This window comes from Olsenella profusa (assembly GCF_016900315.1).
GTDB lineage: Bacteria > Actinomycetota > Coriobacteriia > Coriobacteriales > Atopobiaceae > Thermophilibacter > Thermophilibacter profusus_A.
This window is the reverse complement of sequence record NZ_JACSNQ010000009.1, coordinates 46,197-64,989: the sequence shown is the minus strand read 5'-3', so window position 1 is coordinate 64,989 and position 18,793 is coordinate 46,197. Positions and strand designations below refer to the sequence as shown.

At 68.5% G+C, this 18,793-nt stretch carries 16 protein-coding genes; 2 read left to right on the top strand and 14 right to left on the bottom strand.

From position 1 onward, the window contains the following. Positions 1 to 37: 37 nt before the first annotated feature. Together H9X80_RS05650 and H9X80_RS05645 are read right to left on the bottom strand one after the other, a co-directional pair. Positions 38 to 955: a hypothetical protein gene (locus H9X80_RS05650; protein WP_204793366.1), complete on the bottom strand. Its 918-nt coding sequence runs from the start codon at positions 953 to 955 to the stop codon at positions 38 to 40. 112 nt (positions 956 to 1,067) lie between these two features. Continuing rightward, positions 1,068 to 2,096 (bottom strand): 3-deoxy-7-phosphoheptulonate synthase, encoded by a 1,029-nt coding sequence (locus tag H9X80_RS05645; RefSeq protein WP_204793365.1) that lies wholly within the window; start codon positions 2,094 to 2,096, stop codon positions 1,068 to 1,070. A gap of 564 nt (positions 2,097 to 2,660) precedes the next feature. On the opposite strand from H9X80_RS05645, the gene H9X80_RS05640 reads away from it, so the two are divergent. Then, entirely contained in the window at positions 2,661 to 4,148 is a 1,488-nt protein-coding gene (locus H9X80_RS05640) for a C69 family dipeptidase (protein ID WP_204793364.1), read from the top strand. A gap of 108 nt (positions 4,149 to 4,256) precedes the next feature. Here H9X80_RS05640 and H9X80_RS05635 read toward each other — a convergent pair whose 3' ends face one another. The 10 genes from H9X80_RS05635 to H9X80_RS05590 form a co-directional block, all read right to left on the bottom strand. Further along, a complete protein-coding gene (locus H9X80_RS05635; RefSeq protein WP_204793363.1) occupies positions 4,257 to 5,192 on the bottom strand; it encodes a restriction endonuclease in 936 nt (311 codons plus the stop codon). 4 nt (positions 5,193 to 5,196) lie between these two features. After that, a complete protein-coding gene (locus H9X80_RS05630; RefSeq protein ID WP_204793362.1) occupies positions 5,197 to 5,769 on the bottom strand; it encodes a hypothetical protein in 573 nt (190 codons plus the stop codon). 523 nt (positions 5,770 to 6,292) lie between these two features. After that, on the bottom strand, positions 6,293 to 7,699 hold the full coding sequence (locus H9X80_RS05625; protein WP_204793361.1) for a S1C family serine protease: 1,407 nt from the start codon (positions 7,697 to 7,699) through the stop codon (positions 6,293 to 6,295). A 360-nt stretch (positions 7,700 to 8,059) separates the two neighbouring features. Beyond that, the gene (locus H9X80_RS05620) at positions 8,060 to 8,734 is read right to left on the bottom strand and encodes a response regulator transcription factor (protein ID WP_204793360.1); all 675 of its coding nucleotides are present in this window, start codon (positions 8,732 to 8,734) and stop codon (positions 8,060 to 8,062) included. A gap of 494 nt (positions 8,735 to 9,228) precedes the next feature. Then, entirely contained in the window at positions 9,229 to 10,089 is an 861-nt protein-coding gene (locus tag H9X80_RS05615; protein ID WP_239471685.1) for an amino acid ABC transporter ATP-binding protein, read from the bottom strand. After that, positions 10,079 to 11,500, bottom strand: coding sequence for an amino acid ABC transporter permease (locus H9X80_RS05610; protein ID WP_204793359.1), 1,422 nt, complete (start codon positions 11,498 to 11,500; stop codon positions 10,079 to 10,081). The genes H9X80_RS05615 and H9X80_RS05610 overlap by 11 nt, the downstream gene beginning before the upstream one ends. A gap of 125 nt (positions 11,501 to 11,625) precedes the next feature. Then, on the bottom strand, positions 11,626 to 12,471 hold the full coding sequence (locus H9X80_RS05605) for an amino acid ABC transporter substrate-binding protein (RefSeq protein WP_204793358.1): 846 nt from the start codon (positions 12,469 to 12,471) through the stop codon (positions 11,626 to 11,628). Positions 12,472 to 12,577: 106 nt separating this feature from the next. Next, the gene (locus tag H9X80_RS05600; RefSeq protein WP_204793357.1) at positions 12,578 to 13,408 is read right to left on the bottom strand and encodes an ABC transporter substrate-binding protein; all 831 of its coding nucleotides are present in this window, start codon (positions 13,406 to 13,408) and stop codon (positions 12,578 to 12,580) included. A 311-nt stretch (positions 13,409 to 13,719) separates the two neighbouring features. Beyond that, positions 13,720 to 15,060 carry a glutamine synthetase family protein gene (locus H9X80_RS05595; protein ID WP_204793356.1) on the bottom strand — a complete coding sequence of 447 codons (1,341 nt, stop codon included), beginning with the start codon at positions 15,058 to 15,060 and terminating at the stop codon, positions 13,720 to 13,722. 309 nt (positions 15,061 to 15,369) lie between these two features. Further along, entirely contained in the window at positions 15,370 to 15,579 is a 210-nt protein-coding gene (locus tag H9X80_RS05590; protein WP_204793355.1) for a FeoB-associated Cys-rich membrane protein, read from the bottom strand. A 176-nt stretch (positions 15,580 to 15,755) separates the two neighbouring features. Here H9X80_RS05590 and gpmA point away from each other — a divergent pair, with 176 nt between their 5' ends. Next, complete coding sequence (gene gpmA / locus H9X80_RS05585; RefSeq protein WP_239471691.1) at positions 15,756 to 16,520, top strand: 2,3-diphosphoglycerate-dependent phosphoglycerate mutase; 765 nt, start codon at positions 15,756 to 15,758, stop codon at positions 16,518 to 16,520. A 723-nt stretch (positions 16,521 to 17,243) separates the two neighbouring features. Here gpmA and H9X80_RS05580 read toward each other — a convergent pair. Both H9X80_RS05580 and H9X80_RS05575 read right to left on the bottom strand, forming a co-directional pair. Further along, the gene (locus H9X80_RS05580) at positions 17,244 to 18,053 is read right to left on the bottom strand and encodes a ZIP family metal transporter (protein ID WP_204793354.1); all 810 of its coding nucleotides are present in this window, start codon (positions 18,051 to 18,053) and stop codon (positions 17,244 to 17,246) included. 380 nt (positions 18,054 to 18,433) lie between these two features. After that, complete coding sequence (locus H9X80_RS05575) at positions 18,434 to 18,772, bottom strand: helix-turn-helix domain-containing protein (protein ID WP_204793353.1); 339 nt, start codon at positions 18,770 to 18,772, stop codon at positions 18,434 to 18,436. Positions 18,773 to 18,793 lie beyond the last annotated feature (21 nt).

Genomic DNA, 18,793 nt, shown 5'->3' with positions numbered 1-18,793 from the left:
CACATCCCCTGCCGCCGCCCGGGCCACCGGTCGGCCGCTAGGCCGTGGGCGTGAGGACGAGGGTCCTCGCCTCCTCGCCGTCCACGGTGAAGGCCGTCCCCTCGAGCGTGACGCTCATGACGTCGCCCGGGTCCACCTCCGAGGCAAACGTGTAGGACGAGGACCCGTCGCTCCGCATGCTCTGGGTTGCGCTCACGGCGCCCTCGGCCCCGTAGGCCACGACCTCGGAGCCGTCCGACAGCTGCAGGGTGACGCGCCCGTCGATGAACTGGCCGTCGTCCGTGCCAATCCCCGCGCTCAGCGTCACGCCGAGCTCGCTGAGCTCCGCCGTGGCGCCGCTGCCGTCCGCAAAGGCGCGCGTGTCGACCGCCTTGGTCTCAAGCGGCTGCGAGGTCTGGCCCTGGCTCTCGGGGGCCTCGGCCCCAGCGTGCCAGACGAGCTGGCAGAACACGCCGTCGGCCGGGTCGGCCGTGCCGCGGGTGTCGAAGTAGGCGGTGCCGTACAGCTCGGTGTCCGTCGAGGCGCCCTCGTCGACCACGAAGCGCATGTTGGGACGGCCCTCGAGCTGGTCGTTCCCCACGCGCAGCTGCACGGCGTCGATCGCGGCCTGCCCGGCGTCAGCGACGAAGCCGCCCGTCTCGTCGAGCGTGCCTCCCAGGCCGTCCGGGTTGCTCAGCACGAAGGACGCCGCCCCCAGACCGCTGTCGTCGACCCTCACGTCCCCGACGCTGAGCGAGTAGCCCTCCGCCTGCACCGCAGGCTCCCCCTCCCACGCCGGGGAGCCCTGCTCCTCGGTCGCCTGGGGGTCCAGGACCTCTCCCATGCCCGGGTCCTCCTGCTGGGTCTGGGTGGCGGGACTGCACCCGAGAAGGGCAAGCGAGACGCCCCCGACGGCAATCAGCGCCGCGGCAAGCCCGGCCCCCATGCGAGTCGCACCCGTGTGTCCCATCTTCATCGTCCTCCCCAATCGAGCCGAGGTCCTTCTCGGCTGACCGCGCTCCAAGACAGTTGTACCCCTCGGTGAGGGTGGCGTAGCCCGGATTTCGGCCGGCGCCGCCCACGGACGCCTACGAGCGCTCGGCGATCTCCAACACCAGGCGCTCGGTCTTCTCCCAGCCGATGCAGGCGTCCGTGATGGACTGGCCGTAGGTGCCGCCGCCCACGGGCTGGTTGCCGTCCACGAGGTAGCTCTCCACCATGAAGCCGCGCACCAGGCGCCCGATGGCCTCGGAGCGGTGGACGGAGTCCATGACCTCGTGGCAGATGCGGATCTGCTGGAACGGGCGCTTGCCGGAGTTGTCGTGGTTGCAGTCGATGATCACGGCCGGGTTCTCGAAGCTCGAGGCCGTGTACTTCTCGGCCAGGCGCTCGAGGTACTCGTAGTGGTAGTTGGGGTAGTTGATGCCGTCCAGGCCCACGTAGCCGCGCAGCACCGCGTGCGCGAGCGGGTTGCCCGTGGTGGCCACCTCCCAGTTGCGGAAGATGAAGGTCTGGGGCTGCTGCGCGGCGTAGATGGAGTTGAGCATCACGTCGGTGGAGCCGCCCGTGGGGTTCTTCATGCCCACCGGCATCGGGACGCCAGAGGCCACCAGGCGGTGCTCCTGGTTCTCGACGGAGCGCGCGCCCACCGCGATGTAGGCCAGCAGGTCGATGAGGTACTGGTAGTTGGTGGGATAGAGCATCTCGTCCGCCGTGAAAAGGCCCGTCTCCTCCACCACACGCAGGTGCATGTGACGGATGGCCTTGACGCCGCCGAGCATGTCGTCGGCCGCCTCGGGGTTGGGGTTGTGGAGCAGGCCCTTGTAGCCGGTGCCCTTGGTGCGGGGCTTGTTGGTGTAGACGCGCGGGATGACCACGAGCTTGTCCGAGACGCGCTCGGCGAGCTTGGCGAGGCGCGTCACGTAGTCGAGCACGGAGTCCTCGCGGTCCGCGGAGCACGGACCGATGATGAGCAGGCGGCGACTGTCCCTGCCGGTAAGCACCGCCGCGACCTGCGCGTCAAAGTCCGCCTTGCGCGCCGTCATCTCGTCCGAGAGCGGCATCTCGGCGCGGATCTCCTTGGGGATGGGCAGCAGGCGCTTGAACTTCATCGACATGCGGGGTACCTCTCTGAGCTAACGGTTGTTTCGGCTCGTGTATTATCGCGCGCGGCGGGTCGCGGGCGCAACCGTGCGGGCGGGTACGCACGCCTTGACGGCCTCGCCGCCGGGGCACGGTGCGCCGGGGGCTTTGCGGGCGCCGCCTGGGGGTGCCCCAACGTCTTGGCCCGGTTTTTTTGCAATTCGGCCGTAAGTGTGACAAGACGACCCTCTGGTTTGCAATTCGGCCGTAAGTGTGACGCCGTTTTTCGAGAATCGCCCGATTCAATTTGATTAGTTATCATCTTTCCTGCGGCTTTGCCACCTGGCTATCGCGGGGGTGCCGAAACAGCGTCACACTTATGGACGAATTGCAAATTCTCGGTCCTCTTTGTCACACTTACGGCCAAATTGCAAACCCGCACCCGGGCTCAGCGGCGCTGCCGGGAGGTCGGCTCGCACCTTGCCCAAGCTCGCAGCCACCGCTGCGCCGCATATGGCTAAGATGGTGGCGAAGCGACCGCCCGGGCAGCACCCGTCGCCGGTCCGACCCGCGACCGCCCGGCCAAACAAGGAGGCACCATGCCCTGCACCACCATCCTCATCGGCAAACGCGCCAGCTACGACGGCTCCACCATCGTGGCCCGCAACGAGGACTCGTCCAACGGCGAGTTCTGCCCCAAGCGCTTCGTGTCGCGCCCCGCCCCGCAGGCGGGCTCCGTCTACAAGAGCGTCCTCTCGCACCTTGAGATCATCCTTCCCGAGGACGGCATGCGCTACACCGCGATGCCCAACGCCGACCTCAAGGAGGGCCTCTGGGAGGAGGCGGGGTTCAACAGCCGCAACGTGGGCATGAGCGCCACCGAGACGATCACCTCCAACGAGCGCGTGCTTGCCGCCGACCCGCTCGTGCGCTACGAGGCCGCCGTCGGCACCCCCGGCGAGGAGGGCTACCGTGCCGAGCAGCTCGGCGGCATCGGCGAGGAGGACATGGTTACCCTCGTCCTCCCCTACGCGACGAGCGCCCGCGACGGCGTGGCGCGCCTCGGCGCCCTGCTTGAGACCTACGGCACCTATGAGATGAACGGCGTCGCCCTCTCCGACGCCGACGAGATCTGGTGGCTGGAGACCGTGGGCGGTCACCACTGGATCGCCCGCCGCGTGCCTGACGACTGCTACGTCACGATGCCCAACCAGCTCGGCATCGACGACTTCGACCTCGGCGACGCCTTCGGCGAGCAGCACGACCACCTCTGCTCGGCCGACCTGCGCGAGTGGATGGCCGCCAACCACCTTGACCTCACGCTCGGCGGGGACGGCATGCACTTCAACCCGCGCGACGCCTTCGGCAGCCACTCCGACTCCGACCACGTCTATAACACGCCGCGCGCCTGGGCCATGCAGCGCTTCCTGAACCCGCACGCCGGCCCGTGGGACACCGCCGCGCCGGCCTCCGACTTCGGCCCCGAGAGCGACACCCTCCCCTGGTGCCGCGAGCCCGAGCGCAAGCTCACCATCGAGGACGTGAAGTACGTGCTCTCCCTCCACTACCAGGGCACGCCCTACGACCCCTACGGCACGGCCGGCGACCCCGGCACCCGCGGGCGCTACCGTCCCATCGGCATCAACCGCAACAGCCAGCTCGCGGTACTGCAGCTGCGCCCGGACGTTCCGGCCGAGCGCGCCGCTCTGCAGTGGGTGGCCTACGGGTCCAACGCCTTCAACGCGCTCGTGCCCCTCTACGCCAACGTCGAGGAGACGCCGGCCTACCTCGAGGACACCACCACGCGCGTGACCAGCGAGAACTTCTACTGGGCCAACCGCCTTGTGGGCGCGCTCTCCGACGCGGCCTACGGCGCGTGCCTGCCGCACGTGGAGCGCTACCAGGAGGCCCTCACAAGCCGCTGCGCCGCGCTCGTGCGCGAGTGTGACGAGAAGGGCGGCGATCTCACGGCCTGCAACCAGGCCATCGCCGACGAGTGCCGCCGCGCCACGGACGACCTGCTCGACAAGGTGCTCTACGAGGCCAGCATGCGCATGAGGAACGGCTTCTCCCGCAGCGACAACTAGGCGGTACGGTGGGCGGTCACAGGCCTGCAGCGAGCGCGGCAGCTGCGGCACCCGCGGGCGCCGGCTCCTGCGGCCCTTCGCAAGCCGCCCGCCCGCAAACCGCCCGCCCTACATGTCCGCCGGGAACCGCAGGCGGATCTCGGCGTCGGTGAGCCGGGCGTCCGCCGCGTCGACGACTTCCCCGGCGCCACCGCCCCACGCGCGGTCGCAGAGCGCCGTGAGCGCCAGCCCGTCCACGAGCTCCACGCCCGCCTGCCGCGCGTACTTCTCGGCCTCCGCCGAGAACGAGCTCGTGGTGACGAAGACCATCCGGTCGGCACGCTCCACGTCGTTGGCGCCGCGCAGCTTCTGGACCTGTGGGCGGCCCACGGAGTGCCCGCGCGCGTAGCACTTGCACTCCACGATCGCACTACGGCCGTCGCGGTCAACCAGCCGCAGGTCAAAGCCACCATCGCGGCTGGGCGGCGTCACGTGCGCCTCAGAGCCGAGCGCGCGGTAGAGCTCCGCGCAGAAGGACTCGAAGTCCGTGGGCCGACTGTGGAAGCGCGCGACGAGCTCGTCCACGCTGCGCGCGCTGCGGCGGTCCCGGGCGGCGTCCCGCAGCCTGAGGTACTTCTCGGCCTCCTCGTTGCAGGGGGCTACGGCGCGGCCCGCGTCGCGCAGGCACAGGGCCAGGTGGTAGATGGTGAACGGGCTCTTGTCAGAGAGGCGCCAGCCGCCGACGCGCAGCACCGAGGGCGGCCGGACAACCGAGAAGTCCCGCGTACGACCGTCTCGCGTGCCGTCCGCCTTGGCGCGCGACCAGCACGGGTAGGCAAGCCGCAGCGAGCCAGGGTCGGGACAGGCGACGTCACGCCGGACGGCGACGGTCCGCGGCACCGGCACGCCCAGCTCCGCCGACGCGCGACGTCGCAGCCACGCGCGCCATGCAACGCGCCCCGCAAGCACCGCCACAGCCAGCACGACCATCGCCGCCAGCACGACAACGACGGGCCCCAGCTCCGTCGCAAGGCCGGCCCCCAGCGCCTCGGCACGCACGCCCACGCGGCTACCGCCCCCGTGCCTGCGCCAGGTAGCGCTCGATCTCCGCGGCAGGGAGCTCGGGGTAGGCCTCGGCGAGGCCCCGGCGCAGCACGTCGAGGTAGCGGGCGCCCGGCTCGTGGAAGGGCCGACGCTCGGCGTTGGTGAAGCTCAGGGCCGGCACGCCCAGGTACGTGCCCAGATCCAGCCCCCTCGCGTACCACGCGTCCCCGCGGCCCTCCTGGTCCCACACCTGCTCGAACTGCGCGCGCGTCACCAGGTAGGCCCGGCCGTAGGCAAAGCCCGGCCGCGACGCGTCCAGAAACGAGACGCCGCCGCCCCAGGGCTCGCTCACGTTGCCGAAGTACATGTCAAACGGGACGTCAAAGGGCACGTCGCAGACGGGCGGCGTGGGGTCGTCGCAGCCCGCATAGCCCCGACCGTTGCTCTCGCAGAAGCCGCCCTCAACGTAGAGCATGAAGCGCGCCCGCAGCAGGTTGGAGCCGTAGCCCACGTACCAGACGTGCGTCGTGCGGCAGGCGTCCACCCTTGCCAGAAGCTCGGGCGAGAGGGACGCTCCCGAGGGTCGTGTGAGCGACATGGCTCTCCTTCCTGACGCGCCGGCAGCGCGACGAACACGTGACGTGTCGACTATAGCAGCGTCCCGCCCGGCGAGAACGGCGCCAGCCCGGCGCCGCAGATGCGTACGCCCCCTCCGTGGGGGGTACGCATCTGCGGCGCCGCAGGGTACGTACACCCAGCCGCAGGGTACGTACACCCAGCCGCAGGGTACGTACACCCAGCCGCAGGGTACGTACACCCCTCGACGTCCTTCTCGCCAAGCCATCTGACGTTTCCGCAGGTAACCGAGGTGGCGAGAAGGACGTCAACGCCGCGGGGGTGTACGTACCCTGAGGGGGGTGTACGTACCCCTCGGGCTGAGGCGGATCGGAGCGGGCCGAGGCAGGCCGAGCTGGACCGAAGGCCGCAACCGCAACCACGACCGCCGACACGCCGCCTCGCCCGTCACGGAGAGGGCCCCGCGAGCGCGTGCCCGCGAGGCCCTCCCGAGTCGCCGTTCTTCTCGCCGCGCCTTGTGCCGTGCGAGGCCGCCGCTCAGCAGGCTAGCGCCCGCCGAAGGGGTTCATCTGCTGCTCCTGGTACTGCTGGTACATGTCGATGAGGTCCTGCAGCGAGATGTCCTGGCCGTTGATGTTGACGGTCTCGTCGCGCTGCTGCTCCTGCTGCTGCTGGAGATCCTCATCGGAGCCGAGCGTCACGTCGAAGGTCCGCTGCTGGCCGTCGCGCATGACCGTGACCTGCACCGTCTCGCCAATATCGTGCGAGCGCACCGCCAGGATCGCGCTGTCCGCGGAGGTCACCTGGTCGTCACCGATCGCCGTGATCACGTCGCCCCTCTGGATGCCCCCCTCGGCCGCCGGGCCGCCGTCGGCCACCTCGACCACGTAGGCGCCCGAGGTCACGCCGAGGCTGTTGGCCAGGGAGTTCTGCGTGTTCACCGTCTGCATCGTGAGGCCGATGTAGGCGTGGGTGACCGGCTGCCCGCTGATGATCTTGTCGACGATCTGCGTGGCGTAGTCGGACGGGATGGCGTAGCCGATGCCCGCGAAGCTCTGCGTGTCGGAGCTGTAGAGCGTGCAGATGCCCACGAGGCGGCCCTGGTCGTCCACGAGCGCGCCGCCGGAGTTGCCCGGGTTGATCGTGGCGTCGGTCTGGATGAGGTTGGTGTAGAGGGTGTTGCCCGAGGCCCCCTGCAGCAGCGTGTTGCGCGAGAGGGCACTCACGATGCCCTGGGAGACGGAGTTCTCAAGGCCGAACGGGCTGCCCACGCTCATCACCCAGTCGCCCACCTGCAGCGCCGAGGAGTCGCCAATCTCCATCGGGGTCACGGAGTCGCCCTGGAGGTCCGCCTTGATGACGGCCACGTCGCTGGAGGGATCGGTGCCCACGAGCTCGGCGGAGTAGCTCTTGCCGTTGATGGTCACCGAGATGCTCTGCGCGTTCTCGACGACATGGTTGTTGGTGATGATGTTGCCCTCGGCGTCGTAGATCACGCCGGAGCCCATGCCCTCGCCGTCGGCGAAGGTGCAGTAGACGGTGGCCACGGAGGGCAGCGCCTTGGCGGCCACGGCGTTGGCGACGGTGGTGTCCTCGTCGTTGGGGTCGATGGTGACCTGCTGGGTAGTGCCACCGGCCGTGGACTGCACCTGCGGAGTGCCCACCACGCCGGTGCCCACCAGCGCGGCCACCAGGGCGCCCGCGCCGACCACGCCGCCGATGAGGCCGGCCACCACGGCGCGCGCCGTGCGCCTCCGCGTGCCCTTGCGGGCGTGCTCGGGGGCGTCGCCCTGCGGGACGTCCGGCTCAGGGGCGGCCAGGCCGGAGCCGGAGCTTGGGTCGGCCACGTGGGCGCCGGGGATCGGCGGGGTCTGGACGGTCGGACGGACCTCGGTGTTCTGGGACTCGCCGTGCCCCTCCGGGGAGGGGGTGCCAAAGGGATTCTCGCTCATGTCTTCCTTCTCTCGTCGACGCGCCCGCCGGCACTCCGCCGCAGGCGCTCCTTTATCGTCCGAGGTCGAATGTACCCTCTGAGCGTCCGCCCAAACGAGGCTTTGTGCGAGACCACTTTGGCGGCACGATGCTTTCCGGTTCCTGAAAAACCTGTCTCAGAGAGCCCGCCCCGGCGAGAAGAACCTCGGGGCGCGCACGGGAATTCCCCAGCTCAGTGCCTCTCGGGAGGGAAGGTCTCGGTGACTGGACAGGCGCGGCCCAGCCGGGTCGCACGCCGGACGAGCCGCACGACACCGAGCCGCGCGCGGCCTGGCGCCCGGCTGCCCGCCGCGCGGCGCCGAGCCGTACGTCGCGCCGCGCTAGATGCGGAAGAGGTAGCCGACGCCGCGGATGGTCACGATGTGGCTTGCCACCTGCGGGCCCACCTTGGAGCGGACGCGACGGATGTGCACGTCCACCGTACGGGTACCGCCGCAGTACTCAAAGCCCCAGACGCGGTGGAGCAGCGTCTCGCGCGAGTAGGCGCGGGAGGGGTGCGTGGCCAGAAAGGACAGCAGCGAGTACTCCATGAGCGTCAGGTCCACGGGCTTCTCGTCGATGTAGACCTGGTAGGTGGCGAGGTTGATGGTCATGTTGTCCACGGTCACCAGGTCGGCCGGCGCGCTCTCCTCCCCCGGCCAGAGCAGCAGCGTGCTGCGCAGCTCGAACTCGGCGAGGCCGGCGGTGGAGAGGATGAAGTCGTTGGTGCCCTGGGTGGGCATGTGGAGCGTGGCGAGCTTGTCCGGGTCCTGGACGAGCAGCATCGGGATGAAGCCGTTCTCCGCCACGAAGGCGTCGACGGAGTTGAGGATGTCCTGGCTCATGCCCTCGGCGTCAAGGATTACGAGGTCGAACTCGTGGCCGGAGCTGACCGCCTGCGAGAAGGTCTCCTCGTTCGCCAGGGCGATGGAAACGTCGATGGCGTGCGAGAGCTCGCGCATGCAATCGTGCAGCCGCGTGGTCGCGGATATGAGCAGGATGTTCTTATGGTGCATCCGTCGTGCCTCCCAACATGGACACATGTATTTGCAAAGGGTACCACAACGCCCCCGCGCGAGCAGGGGCGTTGTTGCAAATACTCAAATGAGGCGCAGATAGAGGGCGGTCCCCCGGGCGCGCGTAACACGTCCGAAACGCTGTGTTCGCCACGTTTGCGCAGCTCAGCGCCCCGCTTCCCGGCGAGAAGAACCTGCGGTCGCACCGCGGCCGCCCACCGGGGCGCCGCGCCGAATCCGGGTGCCAAATCCGGCGGGGTTGTGCGCGGCGCGGGAATCGGCGGGAGTGTGCGTTTGGGTGCCAGAATTCGCGGGTCTGTGCGCGCTGAAACGCACACTCCCCCAGAATCGGGCGGCCAAAACGCACACTCCCCGGAAATCGCGCGCAGCGCACAACCCCGCCCAATTCCGCGCGGCGCACAAACTCGCCGCTATACGCACGTTCTTCTCGCCGAGGGAGGGGCCGGGCGGGCGCAAGGCAGCCGCCCTTGGCCCTACTTGATCGAGCCGAGGAACTCCGCCGTACGGGCGTTCTCCGGGTGGTCGAAGACCTTCTCCGGCAGGCCCTGCTCCACGATCACGCCACCCTCCATGAAGACCACGCGGTCGGCCACGTCGCGCGCGAAGCCCATCTCGTGGGTCACGACGATCATGGTCATGCCGGAGTTCTCCGCGAGGTCGCGCATGACGTCGAGCACGCCGCGCACGAGCTCGGGGTCGAGCGCCGAGGTCGGCTCGTCGAAGAGCAGCACGTTGGGGTGCATGGCCACGGCGCGGGCGATGGCCACGCGCTGCTGCTGGCCGCCGGAGAGCTGGGCGGGCTTGAAGTCGGCACGGTCGGCAAGGCCCACGGCGGCGAGCTGCTTCAGGGCCTCCGCCTCGGCCTCGGCCTTGTCCCGCTTCAGAACCTTGGTCTGGCCGATCATCACGTTGCCCTTTGCCGTGAGGTGCGGAAAGAGGTTGAACTGCTGGAAGACCATGCCCACGTCGCGGCGAAGCTTGTTGACGTCGGCCGTGCTCTTGCCGGTAATCTCCTCGTCCTCGATGAGGATGTGGCCGGCCGTGGGCGTCTCCAGCAGGTTGATGCAGCGCAGCATAGTGGACTTGCCCGAACCCGAGGGGCCGAGAACCACCACGACCTCGCCAGGCCAGACGTTGAGGTTGACGTCTTTTAGGACCAGCGTCTCGTCGAAGCTCTTGTTGAGATGCTCGATGCGCACGATAGGGTGCTCCCCGGGCGTGAAGTGGTGACGCGTGAGGCCCTGGTCGGAGGCGTAGGCCGCGGCGGCGGCCTCGTCGGCGGGGAGCGCCGGCGGGACCTCGGGGACGTTCCTGCGGTGAATCCTAGCAGCCATCGGCGGCCTCCTTAGCGCTGGGGAGCGGGGCGACGCCCGCGGGGGCGACGGCGGGCGCGCCCGTGAGGGCACTCACGGCGGCACTCACGGCCGCTGAGTTCTTCTCGCCAGAGCGAACGAGCTCGTCGGCGTTGTCGGCGACCTGCGCGCGACGCTTGGGACGCGGGCCGCCGCCGCGCTCGGAGCGGGCGATGTTGTCCTCGACAATGCCGACGACCTTGATGAGCGGCAGCGTGACGATCAGATAGAAGATGCCGGCTGCCACATACGGGGTGATGTTGCCCGAGACGGTGGTGAGGTTCTTGGAGAACATCATGAGCTCCATGACGCCCACCGAGGACAAAAGCGAGGTGTCCTTGAAGGCGGTGATGAAGTCGCTCGTGACGGTGGGGATTACGCGGCGCACGGTCTGCGGCAGGATGATGTTGAACATGGTCTGCACGTAGTTCATGCCAAGGGAGCTCGCGGCCTCGTACTGGCCCTGCGGGATGGACTGGATGCCCGCGCGGAAGATCTCGGCGAGGTAGGCCGAAGAGTTGATCGCCATGACGATGATGCCGAGCAGGTTGTTGTCGATGTTGATGTTGAGCATCGGCAGGCCGAAGAACATGATGTAAATCTGCAGGAAGAGCGGGGTGCCGCGCAGCACGTTGATGTAGACCACGGCCACCGCGCGCACGATGCGCCAGCGGGAGATCTTGAGCATGGCGAAGAGCAGCCCCAGCGCGATGGCGAACGGGTAGGCCGCCACCACGATGCCCAGACAGAGGAGCCATCCGGGCGCGAGCGACGCGAACGACGTCACGAGCAGCTGCGGGCGCAGGAACATCCCCAGGAACTGGTTTGAGTTCCAGGCGTCCACCCACGGCTGCTGGTCGAGCCAGTTGACGATTGACTGCAGCGGAGTGTTAGCGATCGTGGTGATGGGGTCGGAGTCGGCGAGCGCGTGCTCGCCGTCTGCGGCCTGGTAGGTACCGGAGACCACCACGTCGCCGCCCGCGGCGGGGAACTGCATGTTGGTGATCTCCAGGCGAAGCAGCGAACCGGCCGGCACCGTCTGGTCGAAGGTGACGGTGATGCTAGAGCCGGAGGGCGTGGCCGTGCCGGTGACGTCCATGCGGGAGAGGCCCTCAAGCGCGGTGATGCGCGTGGTGGAGTGGTCGAAGCTCGCACCCTCGGGCAGGGTGAGCGTGACCGAGGTGACCTCCTCGCCGTCCTCGACGGTGCCCTCCCAGGTGAGGCGCGTGTCCATCCCGCCGATAACGCCATCGCCGCCATCCTCGTTGGGACGGGCGGTAGCGTTCTCGGTGGTGAGCGCCTGCGCCTGCTGCGGCACCGCGAGCGTGGTGGCAAAGACGCACGCAAGCGCGATGACCAGCGCCGCGAGCAAGGCCCCCCTTCTGTGCTGCATGCTACCTCCGTTCCGAGCCGGGAGATGTCCGACGGAAGCGGTCCCTCGGCCCACTCATCACGTATCGAGAGGGGCGCACGGCGTCTGCCGCCGCGCGCCCCGCCCGACCGTCCGGTTCTTCTCGCCTAGATCTCGGTGGTGCCGAACCACTTCTGCTTGATGTCGTCCATCGTGCCGTCCTCCTCCAGCGCGGCAAGGGCGTCGTTGAGGGCGTCCTTGAGGCCGGGGTTGTCCTTGGAGACGGCAATGCCGTACTGCTCGCCGGTGGGGATCTCGATGGCGACCTCGAGGTCAGAGAAGGACTGCGAGATCATGTTCTGGGCCACGGGCAGGTCGATGACCATGGCGGTGTAGAGGCCGGTCTGGACGCCCATGAGACCGGCGGTCACATCCTGCAGAGGCACCTTAGTGGCGTTGGGCAGGTGCTCGGAGATCCACTCGTCGCCGGTGGTGCCGGACTGGCAGGCGATCTGCTTGTCGGCGGCGTTGAGGGTGTCCTCGGTCTCGGAGGAGCCGGCGGGCAGGATGAGGCCCTGGTTTGAGGCCAGGTACGGGTCGGTGAAGTCGACCTGCTCAAGGCGCTCGTCGGTGATCGTCATGCCGGCGATGGAGATGTCGGCCTTGCCGCCCTGCTGGATGGTCGGGACAAGGGTGTCGAAAGCCTGGTTGGGCAGCCACTCGCAGGAGGAGAGGCCCATGTGCTCGGCGAGAGCGTTGGAGAGGTCCACGTCGAAGCCCACGGTGTTGCCGTCCTCGTCGATGTACTCGAACGGGGCAAAGCCGAGCTCGGCCACGTTGGTGAGCACGCCCTCCTTCACGAGGGTGTAGCTGGGCTCGTCGGAGGCGGTGTCATCGGTGGTCGTGGCGTCGTCGGCCGGGGCAGCGGTGTCGTTGCTGCAGCCGGCGAGAAGCGCCGCGGACCCCGCGAGGCCAAGCGTGGCGATGAAGTTGCGCCTGTTCATGGTGGTCATTGCTGTTCCTCCCTATGTATTCTGCGGCCCGGCGGCCGCCCTTCCCCTATGTAAATTGGGGACTGTCCCCAATTTGTTCTTCTCGCCCGGGTGGCCGGGCACGTAGCTAGAGCTCGGTACCGAACCACTTGACCTCGAGGTCGGAGATGGTGCCGTCCTGCTCGAGCTCGGAGAGTGCCTCGTTGATGGCCTCGGTGAGGCCGGGGTTGTCCTTGCTGACGACGATGCCGTACTGCTCGCCGGTGGGGATCTCCACGGCGACCTGGCAGTTGTCGTAGGAGTTGGCCAGGTACTGCATGACGGGAAGGTCCGCCACCGCCGCGTCATACTGGCCCGCGGAGACACCGGTCACTGAGAGCACCGGGTCGTCGAGCGAGACGACCTCGGCGTTGGGCAGGTGCTCCTCGGCCCACGCGGCGCCCGTCGAGCCGGACTGCACGGCGATGCGCATGCCCTCGGCGTTGAGCGCGTCCTCGGAGGTGGCCTGCGCGTCGGAGCGCGTCACGATGCCCAGGTTGGAGTCGAGGTAGGGATCGGTGAAGTCAATCTGCTCCCTGCGCTCGTCGGTAATTGTAAAGTTGGAGACGCCCACGTCCGCGCGGCCGCCCTGCTGGATGAGCGGGATGATGCTGTCGAACTTCATCGCGGGCAGGTACTCGCAGGTGAGGCCGAGCTTGTCGCACACGGCGCCCATGAGGTCGACCTCGAAGCCCATGGCCTCGGTGGAGCCCTCCTCCACGTAGTCGAGCGGCGGGTTGGCGAGGTCTGAGGCAACGATGAGCTTGCCGTCCTCGACGAGGGTGTAGGCCGCCTGGTCGTCTCCCCCGTCCGTAGAGACGGGAGTGCTGGTCTGCCCTCCCCCGCTGCATCCCGCGATTGTCACGGCTAGCGCGCAGGCAACCACCAGGCCGCCCGCAATCCGGCTGGAGAGCTTCATGTGTGGGTCCTTCCCCAAGTGCTTCGGCGCGTGGTCACGCCCTTTCCCGACAGGGGCACGGGGTCTTCCCCGTGTCGAGACGAGCCTGCCGCCGCGCTGCCGCGGCACGGACGCCTCGCTGTCGCCAGTCTGCAAGTTTGGTTCAAGCGACGTTCAGGAACGCGCGACGAGGGTTTTCTTAACAAGATTGACACGCTGAGAGAGGTTCTTCTCACCGCGTGGAACGGGGCGAGAAGAACCTCCCGCCGCGGCTCTTCTCGCCGCGTAGGAGCCAGGCGACGTTTCCAGCCCGAGGCGGCGCGGCGCCCTCGCTAAACACCGCCGTAGTAGTGCTCGCGCTCCCAGTCGGTGACGGAGGTGCAGAACTCGTCCCACTCGCGGCGCTTCTCGCGCACGAAGTAGGTGAAGATGTGCTCGCCGAGGACCTCGCGCATGAGCTCGGACTCCTCGAAGCGGTCGATGGCCTCGCCGAGGGTACGCGGCAGCCGTTCAATCCCCTTGGCGGCAAGCTCGCGGGCCGGCGCGTCGAAGGTGTCGCTCGTGCACTCCTCCGGCATCGGCAGCCCCTCCTCGATGCCCTTGAGGCCCGCCGCGATGGTCACGGCCAGCGCCAGGTAGGGGTTGGCCGTGGGGTCGGGGCTGCGCAGCTCGATGCGGGTGGCGATGTGCTTGCCTGGCTTGTGCGTGGGGACGCGCACGAGCGCCGAGCGGTTCTTGCGGCCCCACGTGGCGTAGTTGGGCACCTCACCGGTGGAGATGAAGCGCTTGTAGGAGTTGACGGTAGGGTTGGTGACCAGCGTGAACTCCGGGGCGTACTTGAGGATGCCCGCCACGTAGTGCTGCGCGAGGTCGGAGAGGTGGGCGGGGTGGTGCTCCTTGGGCGCCCAGAAGAGGTTCTCTCCGTCGTGGTCCAGCAGCGACTGGTAGAGGAACATCGCCGAGCCCGGCGCCGACGCGATGGGCTTGGGCATGAACGAGGCGAACATCCCCTGCCCCGCGGCCTCCTGCTTGATGACCAACCGCGCCGTCATGATGTTGTCCGCGCAGCTCACGGCCTCGGTGAAGCGCAGCTCGACGCCGTTTTGCGAGGGGCCGGCCGTGTGGTAGGAGTACTGCACCGGGATGGACATCTTCTCCAGGGTGAGGGTGGTCTGGCGACGCAGGTCGTTGGCCGTGTCCATCGGCGTGAGGTCAAAGTAGCCGGCGGTGTCCAGCGGCACGGGGTCGAGGTCGTTGTCAAAGTAGAAGTACTCGATCTTGGGACCCACGTTGGGAACGAAGCCCTGGTCGTCGGCCTTGGTGAAGACGTTGAGCAGGCAGCGGCGCGGGTCGCCCTCGAAGGGCTCGCGGCTCGGCGTGAAGATGTTGCAGAACACGCGCGCCACGCCGGACTCGTGCGGGCGCCACGGCAGCAGCTGGAAGGTCTCGGGGTCCGGGAACGCCAGCATATCCGACTCTTCCAGGGAGACGAAGCCGTCCACCGACGAGCCGTCGAAGCCGATGCCCTCCTCAAAGGCCTCCTCGAGCTCCTCGGGGGAGATCGCAAAGGACTTCAGGTTGCCGAGCACGTCGGTAAACCACAGCTGCACGAAGCGGATGTCGCGCCCCTCCACGGTGCGTAGGACAAAGTCGATGTCTTTCTCGCTGCTCATGCGAATTCCTCCCCGGTCATACGGCTCGGGCTCATAGTCTGGGATAGGTTCTCACATGAGTGTTTCGCGCCTGTTTCCGTCCGTCTGGCGAGAAGAACCTGGGACAGGCGGCGGTGGGGCGACGGGCGGGAGCGAGCACGGCGGCATGCGGCCCCCGGGGCGACGGGCGGGAGCGAGCACGGCGGCATGCGGCCCCCGGCGAGGCGGGCGGGGGCGAGCACGGCAGGCCCCGGCGGGCGGCCGCCGGTGAGGCGGGCCACGGCGAGGCGGGCCACGGCGAGGCGGGCGGCCGCGCCCCCGGCGGCGCCGCTAGCGCGGGTTCTTCTCGCCGAGGGCGGACTCCGCGCGCCGGAGCATGTCGGAGGCCGCCGGGCAGGGCGCGCCGGTGGCGTGCGCCGAGCAGCTCGAGGCGGAGCCGCAACCCGCGCATCCCCCCTTCCCGGAGCGGACGAGCGAGCGCACGGCCAGCACGAGCAGCGCGGCCACGACGGCGAGGATTGCAATGTCCACGGGACCCATGAGACCACTTCCCGACCGGGCGCGGGGCGGGGCGGCAGGCCGCCGGCCAAGACCGCGCAAAAACTTTGGTGTTAACTGAAGGTAACTATACCCGTTGCGTCATACTATAGATGTTTGGCGGCAGACGCCGCACAAACTCCGCATTGGGAGGACCAAAGAGAAGGGACGTGTCTCCAATGAACGACGACCAGACCATGCAGCTTGTCATCGTCCGCCACGGCGAGTCCGAGTGGAACAAGCTCAACCTCTTCACCGGCTGGACCGACGTCGACCTCACCGACACCGGCCGCGAGGAGGCCCACGCGGGCGGCAAGGCCCTCAAGGAGGCCGGCTACGACTTCGACGTCTGCTACACCTCGCTGCTCAAGCGCGCCATCCACACGCTCAACTGCGTGCTCGACGAGCTCGACCGCAACTGGCTGCCCGTCCACAAGGCCTGGCAGCTCAACGAGCGCCACTACGGTGCCCTCCAGGGCCTGAACAAGGCCGACGCCGCCGCCGAGCACGGCGAGGAGCAGGTCAAGATCTGGCGCCGCTCCTTCGACGTCCAGCCGCCCGCCCTCGAGCCCGGCGACCCGCGCGACCCGCACATGCTCGAGATGTTCCGTGAGGTGCCTGCCGAGGACCTCCCCTACACCGAGTGCCTGAAGGACACCATCGCCCGCGCCTGGCCGTACTTCGAGCAGGAGATCAAGCCGCAGATGGAGGCCGGCAAGCGCGTGCTGATCGCCGCCCACGGCAACTCCCTGCGCGCCCTCGTCATGCAGTTCGAGAAGCTGACCCCCGAGCAGATCCTCGAGGTCAACATCCCGACCGGCGTGCCGTGCTCCTACACCTTCGACAAGGACTGGAACGTCGTCGACAAGCACTACATCGGCGACCCGGCCACCATCGAGGCCAAGATCAACGCCGTCGCCAACCAGGGCAAGGCCAAGAAGTAGGCTGCCGTCGCAGACGCTTCGTCGCGCCGTCGTGCCCCCGGTCCGGTTTTCGGGCCGGGGGCTTTCTTGTTGCGGGGCGGGCTGGGCACGTGTGCCGTCTCCCAAGGTACGTACACCCCCTCCCAGGGTACGTACACTCCCCTCCCCGGGTACGTACACTCCCCTCCCAGGGTACGTACACTGTTGCAACTTTGACGTTCTTCTCGCCAGCCCATCTAGCTGCGAAAACGTCGAGCGGCCCGGCGAGAAGGACTTTTGGGAGTGTACGTACCCGACGGGGTGGTGTACGTACCCTACGGATTTAGGTGCGTCCAACGCAAAGGCGCCACCTGCCTAGAGGGGGTTGGCAGGTGGCGCGAAGGTTCGCCGTTCGCGACGGGGAGAGGGTCCGTCGCTTCAGGCAGGGTTAAACCCGTTGCGCCGCCCCCCGGTGAGTCGCTTGCTTCCCGGTTCTTCTCGGCGCACTGTTAGAATAAGTTAACTCTGGCTAATTCCTAGTGTTAACCTAGTCTTACATATCTTCTCCATAATTGATCTAGGGGAGGTCGGGCGGGGTAACCGGGACCGGCGGGGGGGCGCCCGTGGCCGGCGAGGACCGACAGGGGCGCCCGTGGCCGGCGGGTGACCCCGAGGCAACGGGCGCCTCCGAGACGCGCAAGGGACACCCGAGGCCGACGGAGAGAAGCCGCGGCCGGCTTGGAGGATGGCGTCGGCCCTCGTGCCCTACCCCAACGCCACGTCGAGCACCATCATCACCACGAAGCCGCCGATGAAGCCGAGGGTGCCCACGTTGGAATGCTCGCCGAGGTGAGCCTCGGGGACGAGCTCCTCCACCACCACGTAGATCATCGCGCCCGCCGCAAAGGCCAGAAGCCACGGCATGAACGGGCTGATCCAGCCGCTCGCCAGCACCACGGCCACGCCGAAGACCGGCTCCACCACGCCGGAGAGGCTACCGGCCACGAAGGCGCGCCGCCGGCTCATCCCCTCGCGCGCGAGCGGCAGGGAGATCGCCGCGCCCTCCGGGAAGTTCTGCAGACCGATGCCGATGGCAAGCGCGAACGCCATGCCGAGGTAGGCCTCGCCGGCCGCGCCCGCCGTCTGCGCCGCCATCGCAAAGAGCAGGCCCACGGACATGCCCTCGGGAATGTTGTGGAGCGTCACCGCCGAGACCAGAAGCGTCGTGCGCTTCCAGCCGGTGCGGACGCCCTCGGGCTCGGCCGCGTCGGCGTGCAGGTGCGGCAGCACGGTGTCGAGCGCCATGAGAAACGCGACGCCCAGCAGGAACCCGCCCGCGGCGGGCAGCCAGCCCGGGACGCCCTGGGCCTCGGCCTGCTCGATGGCCGGGTTGAGCAGCGACCACACGCTCGCCGCCACCATGACCCCGGCGGCGAAGCCAAGGAAGATGTGGTGCATGAGGCGCCGCTCGCTGCGGAAGAAGAACACCACGGCCGAGCCGGCGGTGGTCATGAGCCACGTGAAGCCGCAGCCGAGCGCAGCCCACAAGAGAGCCTGAAGCGTTCCTTCTGTCATGAGGGCCTCCTTGAGGTCGAGAAGTACGTGGGGTTGGTGACGTACCGTTTTAGGACGGTTCCGTCCGCCGGAACGTCCAGAGACAGTGTCCCCTCCCAGCGGCGCACCGCTGGCGGACGGTTCTTCTCGCCAGAACGTCCGGAAACAGTGTCCCGCTCTATGACGCACCACTGACGGACGGTTTTCTCAGCCGGAACGACCGGAAACGGTGCCCCCTTCCAGGCGCACTGTTTTCGGACGGTTCCCCATGTTGGAACGTCCGGAAACGGTACCACCCTTCCGCGGAGCACCGCCGGCGGACGGTTCGGGCGAGAAGAACGTCCGAAAACGGTGCGTCTCGCCAAGCCCAGCCGCCAGCCCAGCCCCGCCCCACGCAGCCGTCAGAGCCTGCGACCATAGCGCGCACGGAACGCACTCGGGCTCATCCGCAGGCACGCCTCGAACGCCCGCGCGAACTTCGACGGGTTGGCGTAGCCCACGGCCCGGGCGACCTCGGCCACCGACGCGCTTGTCCGCACGAGCAGCTTGGCCGCGGCGATCATCCGTCGCCGGCGGGCCCACGCGTAGACGCTCGTGCCGAACTCAGCGCGGAAGGCGTCCTTGAGCACCGTCGGAGAGGTGCCGCAGGCCCGCGCGAGCTCGGGGATCGTCACCCGGCGCGACAGGTTGGCCAGGATGATCCCGCGCGCGGCCGCGGCTATGTCGGAATGCCTGCCCATATCACACCCTCCCGGTAAAGA